The sequence below is a fragment of the Methylophaga sp. UBA5088 genome, assembly GCF_002414625.1.
GTDB classification, from domain to species: domain Bacteria; phylum Pseudomonadota; class Gammaproteobacteria; order Nitrosococcales; family Methylophagaceae; genus Methylophaga; species Methylophaga marina.
In genome coordinates this window covers 7415-17474 of the sequence record NZ_DIAC01000031.1, presented here as the reverse complement: position 1 = coordinate 17474, position 10060 = coordinate 7415, and the positions used below count along the sequence as shown (strand labels likewise).

The window sequence follows — 10060 nt, the reverse complement described above, 5'->3', positions numbered from 1 at the left end:
AAAACCACTTCTATGCTGAAACCCATTGGCAAAGATTCATCTTTGAAAACTTGGCAAGGTGACCAATGGAAAATTGGTGGTGGTACGACTTGGGGTTGGTATTCATACGATCCTGATTTGAACATGTTCTACTACGGCAACGGTAACCCATCAACCTGGAATCCGGTTCAACGTCCTGGTGATAATAAATGGACTATGTCAATGTGGGGCCGTGACTTAGACACCGGTATGGCCAAATGGGTTTACCAAATGACACCGCATGATGAGTGGGATTACGATGGTGTCAATGAAATGATTCTCGCAGAACAAAAAGTGAAGGGCAAAATGCATAAAACCGCTGTTCACTTTGACCGTAACGGTTTTGCTTACACTATGAATCGTGAAACGGGTGAGCTGTTAGTCGCAGAAAAATACGATCCAGTGGTTAACTGGTCAAACGGTGTCAATCTGAAAACAGGTTTACATGATCGTGTAGCGAAATACTCTACTGCACGTAACGGTGAAGACGTGAACACAACAGGTATCTGTCCTGCGGCGTTAGGGTCTAAAGACCAACAACCAGCGGCATTCTCACCACGCACGGGTCTGTACTATGTGCCAACCAACCATGTGTGCATGGACTATGAACCATTTGAAGTGGAATACGTAGCAGGTCAACCATACGTGGGTGCTACATTAAGCATGTACCCACCTGAAGGTGAAACACATTTGGGTAACTTCATTGCTTGGGATGCCCGTGAAGGTAAGATCGTATGGTCAAACCCAGAGCGTTTCTCAGTCTGGTCAGGTGCATTAGCGACGGCTACGGATGTTGTGTTCTACGGCACACTGGAAGGTTATCTGAAAGCGGTTGATGCACAAACAGGTCGTGAACTGTGGAGATTCAAAACGCCATCAGGTGTTATCGGTAACGTCAACACTTACAAACATGACGGTAAGCAGTACATCTCAATCCTGTCAGGTGTAGGTGGTTGGGCTGGTATCGGTATGGCGATCCCAAGCTTAGAAAACGAAACAGATGGTCTTGGCGCAGTCGGTGCATACCGTGCATTGTCTAGCTGGACTAACCTGGGTGGTGTTCTGAGTGTATTCAGCCTGTAAGACCCAGATGATATAGATTACCCTGTAATCTTAATCTGAATAAAAGGCCCGGCATCTTTTGATGTCGGGTCTTTTTTTTGAACAAAAAAAACCAGGCACAAGGCCTGGTTAAAATGAAATATAGGTAATGCAATCATGTGGTAAACCACAAAATCATTAAAGAAGCTGAAAAATTCTCTAATACATATATTGTATAAAGACAGCCAAGGATAGTCGTGAGCATAAATGCATTTTTAACTGGGTGTTTTTTACCTGAGACAGGTAAGAAGATCTTCCTGAGCATTGAGCTAATTTTGACGGTTTTTAATACAGCCATTTTTGTGGATTATAGGCAGGTAAAGCTTTTTCCGGCGATCCTTGAATCAGGAAAATCCTGAATGGCAAGGCGGGGAATCCTGACGAAACAAGTTTATTCGCTGTGTACTATCTAATCGTCTTCCAAATAGGTTGGATGACATTAAATAAAACAATTTTAGAGAGGATATAGTTATGTGGACTAAACCTGAATATTCAGACATGCGTTTTGGTTTTGAAGTAACCATGTACATCTGCAACCGTTAATCACGGTTTTGATGTATGCCCGGGACTTTCTGTTCCGGGCAACGTTATACCAGATAAAATTTGTTAAAGTCTTATCTGGTCTAATGCAAGTTTCTAAGGATATTTATGTTTGTACATGTTTTAGGTTCGGGAGCCGGCGGTGGTTTTCCTCAGTGGAATTGTAATTGCACTAACTGTAAAGGTGTAAGAGAGGGCACAATTAAAGCCAGTCCTCGCACACAATCCTCCATTGCTATCAGTGCAAACGGAACAGATTGGATTTTGTTTAATGCTTCCCCTGATATTAAAAAACAACTGGATGACTTCCCTACTTTACAACCAGCTAGACAAGTCAGAGATACAGCCATCACCGCGATAGTCATCACAGACGCACAGATTGATCATGTCACCGGCATGCTTACTCTCAGAGAACATAATAAACCTTGGGATGTATATACCACTAATGCCGTATACGAAGATCTCACCACAGGATTCCCTGTTTTCAACATTCTCGGACATTTCCGTGGCATTAATCATCATGAGATCGCGACGGATGAGTCAAGCTTCACCATTCCCACAGCAGAAGGATTAGTTTTCACTGCCGTGCCTTTGAAGAGTGAGGCACCTCCTTATTCACCGCATCGTCATAACACGGTGCCTGGCGATAACATTGGCATGCGTATAGAAGATACGCGTACCGGTAAAAATTTATTCTATGCACCAGGATTAGGTGTAGCAGAACCGCACGTTATGGAATATATGGCGAATGCTGACGTCGTACTTGTTGATGGTACCGTTTGGACTGATGACGAGATGTCACACGAAGGCATTAGCAATAAACGGGCGCAGGAAATGGGACATCTGGACCAGTCTAGTAAAGGTGGCATTATGGAGATCCTAAGTGGCATGGATAAGCCACGCAAATTCCTGATACATATTAATAATACTAATCCAATACTCAACGAGGAATCACCCCAGCGGAAAACGTTGGAAGCGGCTGGAATAGAAGTGTCGTATGACGGCATGGATATCGAGCTTTAACAGTCTAAGATGATTCTAGAGGAACATGACATGTCAGAAAAACCAGCACCATGGACACGCGAAGAGTTTGAACAAAAATTACGCGAAAAAGAGTCGCTGTATCATATTAACCATCCCTTTCATAAACTGATGCATGCTGGCAAGCTGGACCAAAAACAAGTTCAAGGTTGGGTTGCTAATCGCTTTTATTATCAAACGGCGATTCCAATTAAAGACGCTGCCATTATGGCAAATTGTGAAGATGCTTCTGTCCGTAAACATTGGGTGCAACGTATTCTTGATCACGATGGTTATGATGGAGAAGAGGGAGGCATTGAAGCCTGGCTGCAGCTGGGTGAAGCTGTTGGATTAACAAGAGAAGAACTGGAATCACATCAACATGTGTTGCCAGGTGTTCGTTTTGCGGTAGATGCGTATGTTAATTTTGCGCGCCGGGCTAACTGGCAGGAAGCGGCAGGCTCTTCGTTAACAGAATTATTTGCGCCTAAGATTCATCAAGCAAGACTAGACAACTGGCCTGACTTGTATCCCTGGATTGATGAACGAGGTTACCGCTATTTCCGTAAACGCTTAAGTGAAGCGCGTCGTGATGTCGACCATGGCTTACAAATCACACTGGATTATTGTGATACTCGTGAGAAACAACAACGCGCTGTTGATTTACTGCAATTCAAGCTTGATATCCTATGGACCATGTTAGATGCGATGTGGATGGCGTATATTGAAGGACGTCCCCCTTATTTTATGGAAGTTGAAAAATGACCGATCGCATTTTTAATGCAGACACGATTCCTGTTCTGGCTCTGGGTTACCGTTTCCAATGGGAGCCAGCGCAGGACTGTTACGTACTGCTTTACCCAGAAGGCATGGTGAAATTAAATCCTGCTGCAGGTGAAATCCTGAAGCGGGTAAGTGAAAAAAAGCAGACCGTCGGCGAGCTTATCGCTGAACTTAAAGAAGCCTTTAATGGCGCTGACTTAGACGATGACGTCTATCAGTTTTTGGAGGAAGCTCATGACAACGACTGGATCAGACCAGAATAAAGCACCAGGCAGTACTGGTGGTGCTATCGGAATGAATGTCCGTGACAGCATTCGTCAGCCTCTTTGGTTATTGGCAGAGCTTACTTACGCTTGTCCATTACAGTGTCCTTATTGTTCCAATCCGATGGATTTTGCCAATGTTAAAAAAGAGCTAACAACCGAAGAATGGATCAACGTTTTCCGCCAGGCACGTGAAATGGGTGCAACCCAATTGGGTTTATCAGGTGGTGAGCCATTAACTCGCCCCGATCTGATTGAGCTTATCCGTGAAGCCAGAAACTTGGGTTTTTATACGAATCTGATTACTTCAGGCGTAGGGTTGAATGCTGACAAGGCAAAAGAATTTAAAGAGGCGGGGTTGGATCACATCCAAGTCAGTTTCCAGGCGAGTTCAGAAGATCTTAATAACTTGATTGCTGGTACCGATGCTTTTCAGCATAAGATTGAGATGGCAAAAGCAGTAAAAGCTGCGGGTTATCCGATGGTGCTATGTTTTGTGACACATCGTCAGAATATTGATCAGATCGATGAGATTCTGGATTTAGCTATCAACCTTGACGCCGATTATGTTGAGCTGGCAACAACCCAATACTACGGTTGGGCCATGCATAATCGTGATCAACTATTACCAATGAAAGAACAATTAGTTCGTGCAGAAGCTATTGCGCATGAATATCAGGAAAAGCAAAAAGGTAATATGAAGATCTATTACGTTGTCCCTGATTATTATGAGGATAGGCCAAAAGCCTGCATGAATGGTTGGGGAAATGTATTTCTGACCGTCACACCAGATGGTACCGCTCTACCATGTCATGCGGCTCGTGAATTACCAGGCATGGAACTACCGAATGTCAAAGAACTGAGTGTGAAGGAAATCTGGGAAGGTTCGAATGATTTTAATCGTTTCCGTGGCTTTGACTGGATGAAAGAGCCTTGTCGCAGTTGTGATGAAAAAGAAAAAGACTTTGGTGGTTGTCGCTGTCAGGCCTATATGCTGACAGGTGATCCTGCGATGGCCGATCCAGTCTGTACTAAATCACCGGATCATCACCTGATCCTGGAAGCGATAGAGAAAGGGCGGCAGGAAGCTGAAAAACCAGCTGATACGGCTAAACCGCTCGTATTCAGAAACCCGAAAAACTCAAAAGAAATTTGTGGCTTATAAAAATCAATATGCGATTTTAAGCAAGGGCCTGACCAAGCAATATGGTCAGGCCCTTGCTGTTAATGGGCTCGATCTAAGTATCGAGCCTGGGCAGTTTTATGGTTTGCTTGGTCCGAATGGTGCGGGGAAAAGCACAACCATTCATATGCTAACCACCATGACGTCTGCCTCATCGGGTCAAGCATGGATTGCTGGGCTGGATGTTAGTAAAAACGCCGTTCAAACCCGAGCTGCTGTTGGCTTGGTGTTTCAGGATTCAGCGCTTGATCGGATGATGACGGTGGATGAAAACTTACAGTTTGCCGCCGCTTTGTATCATTTGAATAAACAGCAGGCGGAACAACGTATCGCTGAGTTACTGTCGGTATTTGGCTTAGAAAAAAAACGACATCAGAAATTAGTCACTCTATCTGGAGGGCAGCGACGCGCCGTTGATATTGCCCGAGGTGTCTTGCATAAACCTCAGGTTTTATTTCTAGATGAGCCGACGATTGGTTTGGATTTGCCTAACCGTCGTGCCATATGGCGGTTTATTGAACAACTTCGAAAAGATGAGGGGATGACTGTCTTTTTGACCACGCATTATCTCGAAGAAGCAGAAGCTTGCGACCATGTTGACTTCATACAAAAAGGGCAGCTACAGAAAGGTGGCTCTCCAAAAAAACTGATTAAGAATCTAGCCGCGTATATGCTGGAAATTGATTGTGCTGATACCGAAGCGGTCAGTCAGCAGATGCGCTCAGAATTTGGTGAGCCATTATGGGAAGATCAGCATCTGACATATCGTATCCAAGACAAAGAAACGGATTTTTATCAGCTGCAGAAAACACTTGGCCATGCCGTTAATGCGATGCAATGGCGTAAACCAAATTTGAATGATGTGTATCTATGGACAGTATGTCCACCTGATTATGGGGTCGTGACATGACACATATGCTTGCGGTTAAGGCTGTCGTAGCAAGAGAGCTGACAAAAGTCTTTCGTCAACGGGCAAGACTACTCAGTGCCATGGTCAGACCCATGATATGGTTGCTGGTGATAGGTTCTGGTGTGGGCAGTATGTTGCAGGGTGAGCAACAAGCGGGTTATCTGAGCTTTCTGGTGCCTGGTATTGTAGCGATGACCTTATTATTTGCCGCTTTATTGTCAGCTTTGACCCTGGTTTATGACAAAGAATTTGGTGTGATGCGAATGATGTTAATTGCCCCTATTCCGCATTATTTAATTGTGATTGCCAAATTAATCGCTGCAGCCATCACGGCGATGGTTCAGGCCATTTTGTTATTAATCATACTGGCAGTGATAGGCTTAATCGAGGTAGAAGTGGCCTTATGGTTATTATTGCCCGCTCTAGCAACAGCGGTATGTTGTGCAGCAATAGGTGGTTTAATTGCTGCATGGTCAAAAACATTAGATAACTTTGCCGTGATTATGAATTTTTTCATCTTCCCTGTATTTTTTTTAAGCGGTGCGCTTTATCCCGTCACCCAATTACCTGAGATGCTGAAGTATATCGTCTTAATCAATCCATTTAGTTATGGTGTTGACTTGATGAAACATGCGGTCCCCAGTGCGACCAGTGATTTTTCTATTATGACGGATGTGATGGTGGTGACAGGATTTTCCATTATGGCGATTAGCCTTGCTTGCTGGCGCTTTTCTCGCGAATCTGTCCACGAGCCTTTATTCCATCGTGTTACTGGTAAAAAATAAAATCACACGACCGTTGCTTTTATAAAGTCATGAATAGGCAAAGTGACTGGATATTTCCCTTATTCTTCTATGGTTGCACCTATATAAGAAAGCACTTATCCTTATTCTCCTAACCAGCTATAGCTCAAAGATAGGGGCAATAATGTGTCGTTGCTAAATCATGCTCATCATAATATGGTCGTTCAGCAAGTTCGTCCCAGTGAAGTGCTTGATAACGCCGTTTTAAGCGTGATGACAGAGGTGTCCAGAGCTGATTTTGTTGATGAGCATTTAGCGATGATGGCTTATGCCGATACAATGCTGCCTCTCTCTCATGGGCAGACCATGTTATCACCGATATTAGAAGGCCGGTTTTTACAGGCTTTACACCTTACTCCTGAAACAAATGTCCTAGAAATCGGAACCGGCTCCGGGTATTTCACCGCTTTATTGGCCAAACTGGCACGCCACGTGATATCTGTTGAGTTTTATTCAGATCTCTCTGAAAGAGCAGCACAACGTTTATCTCATGCAGGTATCGGCAATGTGACCTTAACGGTGGGCGATGCCAGCCAAGGTTGGTCGTTAGTCGAGCGTGTGGACATAATTGTCGTAACAGCAGCTTGCGCCGATATTCCTGATGACTATTTACAAAGTCTGAAAGTGGGCGGAAAACTACTTATCGTGACCGGTAAAGCACCGGCAATGCCTGTTAAATTAATCACGCGAACAAGTGAACGGGAATGGCAAACCATAGTTCTGTTTGAGACCGTTATCCCATATTTGATTAACGCTGAACCCAGCCAACCATTTGAATTTTAAAACAGAGTAACAATATGAAACACATGACCCCCACTGAATTTAGCACCTTATTACTAAGTGATGTCCCTCCTGTCATGATTGATGTCAGAGAGAGTCATGAGCTAATACATGGAATGATTGAAGGGGCAATACATATTCCTATGAATGAGATTCCATCACGCCTCGAAGAGTTAGGCTCTTATCAAGATAAAACAGTGGCTATTATTTGTCGAAGTGGCAAGCGAAGTGCTCAAGTAGGTCAGTTTCTCGAACATGTTGGCTTTAATGATGTGATTAATCTTGAAGGTGGCATGAACAGCTGGGCTGTAGATGTTGATAATTCAATGTCGACTTATTAGTCAATTGAATACCATTTAATTGAATGACTCCTAAGGAAGGAAAATGAAAAAATTTGCGTTAAGCGCATTGATAGCCTCAACATTATTTTCAGGTGTAGTGTGGGCTGAAGATTTACTAGATGTATATAAACTCTCCCTCAACAGTGACCCTCAATTGCTGGCTGAGGCCGCCTCTCGTCAGGCCGTTGGAGAATTAGATGATCAGGCAATTGCTAACTTTTTGCCACAAGTAGGATTAACGGCGAATCAAAATAAAACCTGGCTGGATTCATCATCCCGTCTATTTGCAGGTAAAACGGACTATACCAGTCATGGTTATACATTGAGTCTGAATCAGTCAGTGTATAAACGTGAGAATTTTGTTCAGAAAACGCAAGCTGAAATCGCGATGAAAGGGGCTGATGCCAGTTACGTAGTCGCTGAGCAAGCGCTAACGTTACGTGTAGCTGAGCGTTATTTTGGTGTCTTGGGTGCTCAGGACGATCTCACTTTTGCGCTGGCTGAACGTGAAGCGATCTCCAAACAATTAGAACAAATGCAGCAGCGTTTTGATGTTGGCATGGCAACGATCACTGATATCACGGAGTCACAAGCGGCTTATGATCTGGCCAATGCCCGAGTGATTCAGGCGCAAAACGATCTGGCTAATGCTCAAGAGCAACTTCGTGAGACGGCTGGCAGATATATTGATGACTTGGTTGGTTTATACGGTGAGTCGCCGCTGGTCAAACCCGAGCCAGCCAATATTGATGCCTGGAGTGATACAGCGATTTCACAGAACCCATCATTATTACTCGCCAATATTAATGTTGAAGCTGCAAAACAAACCATTGAACTGCAACGTAGTGGTCACTACCCTTCATTAGGTATTGTGGCTCAGAAGAATTATAACTCTGATAGTGATGGTATTAACGGTCGCAGTAATGCTAGCAATGAAACGATAGGTCTTGAGTTTAATCTACCCATCTATTCTGGTGGTGCAGTTTCTTCCAGAACGCGTGAAGCAGGCCATCGTCTAGATGAGACAATGCAAGTTGAAGAACAGCAGCGTCGAGCGGTGACACGTCAAACTCGCGAGTCATACAATGGTGTGATGTCGGGCATCAGCCGTGTTAAAGCGCTTAAACAAGCGGTGGTTTCGAATGAAAAAGCCCTGGAGTCAACCGAAGCAGGATACGATGTTGGCACACGGACAACGGTAGACGTACTGAATGCGCGTCGTAATCTGTTCAGTGCAAAACGTGATTATGCCCGTTCTCGCTATGACTACATTTTAGATACGCTACGCCTAAAACAAGCGGCAGGTATTTTAAGCGTGAATGATTTAGTCGATATAAATAACTGGCTAGGAAAAGGGACGTCATAAGTGAGTCAGAAACTCACCAAAGCTAATGCAGGGAAGGGTATGCTGATAGTAGTCGATATTCAAGATCGGCTATTGTCAGCGATGCCACAAAAGCAACAAGAACACGTTCAGAAGTCAGTGATGACCTTGCTCAAAGCGGCTGATGCATTAACACTGCCCGTGGTCGTCACCGAGCAGTATCCGAAGGGCTTAGGCCATACAAACTCTGATATACAGGCTCTATTACCTGGCAACACGCCGATACATGAGAAAACAGCATTCTCAGCCTGGCAGGTTGACGCGTTCGTTGAGACCCTAAAGAGCTCGCAATGCCAGCAGGTATTCTTAACGGGTATGGAAACCCATATTTGTATTTTGCAAACAGCTTTAGACTTATTAAAGCAAGGCTATGAAGTGTTTGTGATTGAAGAGGCAGTGTGCTCACGTCATAAGGAAAAACATCAAAATGCCTTAAGTCGTCTGCGGGAGGCTGGGGCCATCATCACCAATGTTGAGTCACTGCTATTTGAATGCCTTGGTGATGCAAAGCATCCCGAGTTTAAAACACTGTCTAAGTTGATTATCTAGCTTTTCGTTTTTGTGCCAGACGTAGTTTTCTTCGCTGCTGGCAAAGGTCTAATGTTTTTAGTCTTTCATTATTATTCATGGCAGACCAGCCAGTAATTTCATCGATTTTACGAAAGCACCCTAAACAGACATCTCGCTCATCCAGGCAGCATTTCCGCAAGCATGGACTCGGAATAACGTTTTTGGATGATGTAGATTGTTTAGCCATAGTTGGAATCTATATTATTGACTCGAAAAGCGGTCAGTAAGCCTTTCATGCATGATAACGCTGGCGTTTATTGGCAATACCTGCTTTGGCCGGCTTATTAATGCTAGGCAAGTTCTCATAATCCGGAACACCCTTGACGCCCGCGCGAGCATAATCGAGCTTTAATTGGTTCTTAAC

Annotated in this window: 13 protein-coding genes; 12 read left to right on the top strand and 1 reads right to left on the bottom strand. The window is 44.1% G+C overall.

Annotated features, from left to right (window positions below; translation table 11 throughout):
* The 12 genes from B4K20_RS04205 to B4K20_RS04150 all read left to right on the top strand — a co-directional run.
* The coding region (locus tag B4K20_RS04205) for a PQQ-binding-like beta-propeller repeat protein (RefSeq protein ID WP_289281998.1) at positions 1 to 1101 on the top strand (1101 nt) is incomplete at its 5' end.
* A 489-nt stretch (positions 1102 to 1590) separates the two neighbouring features.
* Positions 1591 to 1662 carry a pyrroloquinoline quinone precursor peptide PqqA gene (gene pqqA, locus B4K20_RS04200; protein ID WP_081443609.1) on the top strand — a complete coding sequence of 24 codons (72 nt, stop codon included), beginning with the start codon at positions 1591 to 1593 and terminating at the stop codon, positions 1660 to 1662.
* A gap of 105 nt (positions 1663 to 1767) precedes the next feature.
* Positions 1768 to 2682 (top strand): pyrroloquinoline quinone biosynthesis protein PqqB, encoded by a 915-nt coding sequence (gene pqqB, locus B4K20_RS04195; RefSeq protein ID WP_286303801.1) that lies wholly within the window; start codon positions 1768 to 1770, stop codon positions 2680 to 2682.
* Between the two features lie 30 nt (positions 2683 to 2712).
* Positions 2713 to 3444 carry a pyrroloquinoline-quinone synthase PqqC gene (pqqC, locus tag B4K20_RS04190; protein WP_286303802.1) on the top strand — a complete coding sequence of 244 codons (732 nt, stop codon included), beginning with the start codon at positions 2713 to 2715 and terminating at the stop codon, positions 3442 to 3444.
* On the top strand, positions 3441 to 3725 hold the full coding sequence (pqqD, locus tag B4K20_RS04185; RefSeq protein ID WP_284723182.1) for a pyrroloquinoline quinone biosynthesis peptide chaperone PqqD: 285 nt from the start codon (positions 3441 to 3443) through the stop codon (positions 3723 to 3725). Before pqqC ends, pqqD begins: the two co-directional genes overlap by 4 nt.
* Positions 3697 to 4890: a pyrroloquinoline quinone biosynthesis protein PqqE gene (gene pqqE, locus B4K20_RS04180; protein WP_286303803.1), complete on the top strand. Its 1194-nt coding sequence runs from the start codon at positions 3697 to 3699 to the stop codon at positions 4888 to 4890. The genes pqqD and pqqE overlap by 29 nt, the downstream gene beginning before the upstream one ends.
* Positions 4880 to 5818, top strand: a complete 939-nt coding sequence (locus B4K20_RS04175; protein ID WP_289281997.1) for an ABC transporter ATP-binding protein — start codon at positions 4880 to 4882, stop codon at positions 5816 to 5818. The genes pqqE and B4K20_RS04175 overlap by 11 nt, the downstream gene beginning before the upstream one ends.
* Positions 5815 to 6603, top strand: a complete 789-nt coding sequence (locus tag B4K20_RS04170) for an ABC transporter permease (RefSeq protein ID WP_286303806.1) — start codon at positions 5815 to 5817, stop codon at positions 6601 to 6603. Before B4K20_RS04175 ends, B4K20_RS04170 begins: the two co-directional genes overlap by 4 nt.
* 144 nt (positions 6604 to 6747) lie before the next feature.
* Entirely contained in the window at positions 6748 to 7404 is a 657-nt protein-coding gene (locus tag B4K20_RS04165; RefSeq protein WP_286303807.1) for a protein-L-isoaspartate O-methyltransferase family protein, read from the top strand.
* Between the two features lie 14 nt (positions 7405 to 7418).
* Complete coding sequence (locus B4K20_RS04160) at positions 7419 to 7742, top strand: rhodanese-like domain-containing protein (protein ID WP_286303808.1); 324 nt, start codon at positions 7419 to 7421, stop codon at positions 7740 to 7742.
* Positions 7743 to 7785: 43 nt separating this feature from the next.
* Positions 7786 to 9108 (top strand): TolC family outer membrane protein, encoded by a 1323-nt coding sequence (locus B4K20_RS04155; RefSeq protein WP_286303809.1) that lies wholly within the window; start codon positions 7786 to 7788, stop codon positions 9106 to 9108.
* Positions 9109 to 9675: a hydrolase gene (locus tag B4K20_RS04150; RefSeq protein WP_286303810.1), complete on the top strand. Its 567-nt coding sequence runs from the start codon at positions 9109 to 9111 to the stop codon at positions 9673 to 9675.
* Here the strand turns inward: B4K20_RS04150 and B4K20_RS04145 are convergent.
* On the bottom strand, positions 9668 to 9883 hold the full coding sequence (locus B4K20_RS04145; RefSeq protein ID WP_286303811.1) for a DUF1289 domain-containing protein: 216 nt from the start codon (positions 9881 to 9883) through the stop codon (positions 9668 to 9670). The genes B4K20_RS04150 and B4K20_RS04145 overlap by 8 nt on opposite strands.
* Positions 9884 to 10060: the final 177 nt, after the last annotated feature.

What these genes read in the sequence shown, in the direction of transcription:
- B4K20_RS04155 (WP_286303809.1), top strand. Translation starts at nt 7,786, where the DNA reads ATGAAAAAATTTGCGTTAAGCGCATTGATAGCCTCAACATTATTTTCA.
- B4K20_RS04145 (WP_286303811.1), bottom strand. Translation starts at nt 9,883, where the DNA reads ATGGCTAAACAATCTACATCATCCAAAAACGTTATTCCGAGTCCATGC.
- pqqC (WP_286303802.1), top strand. Translation starts at nt 2,713, where the DNA reads ATGTCAGAAAAACCAGCACCATGGACACGCGAAGAGTTTGAACAAAAA.
- B4K20_RS04160 (WP_286303808.1), top strand. Translation starts at nt 7,419, where the DNA reads ATGAAACACATGACCCCCACTGAATTTAGCACCTTATTACTAAGTGAT.
- pqqE (WP_286303803.1), top strand. Translation starts at nt 3,697, where the DNA reads ATGACAACGACTGGATCAGACCAGAATAAAGCACCAGGCAGTACTGGT.
- B4K20_RS04170 (WP_286303806.1), top strand. Translation starts at nt 5,815, where the DNA reads ATGACACATATGCTTGCGGTTAAGGCTGTCGTAGCAAGAGAGCTGACA.
- pqqB (WP_286303801.1), top strand. Translation starts at nt 1,768, where the DNA reads ATGTTTGTACATGTTTTAGGTTCGGGAGCCGGCGGTGGTTTTCCTCAG.
- pqqD (WP_284723182.1), top strand. Translation starts at nt 3,441, where the DNA reads ATGACCGATCGCATTTTTAATGCAGACACGATTCCTGTTCTGGCTCTG.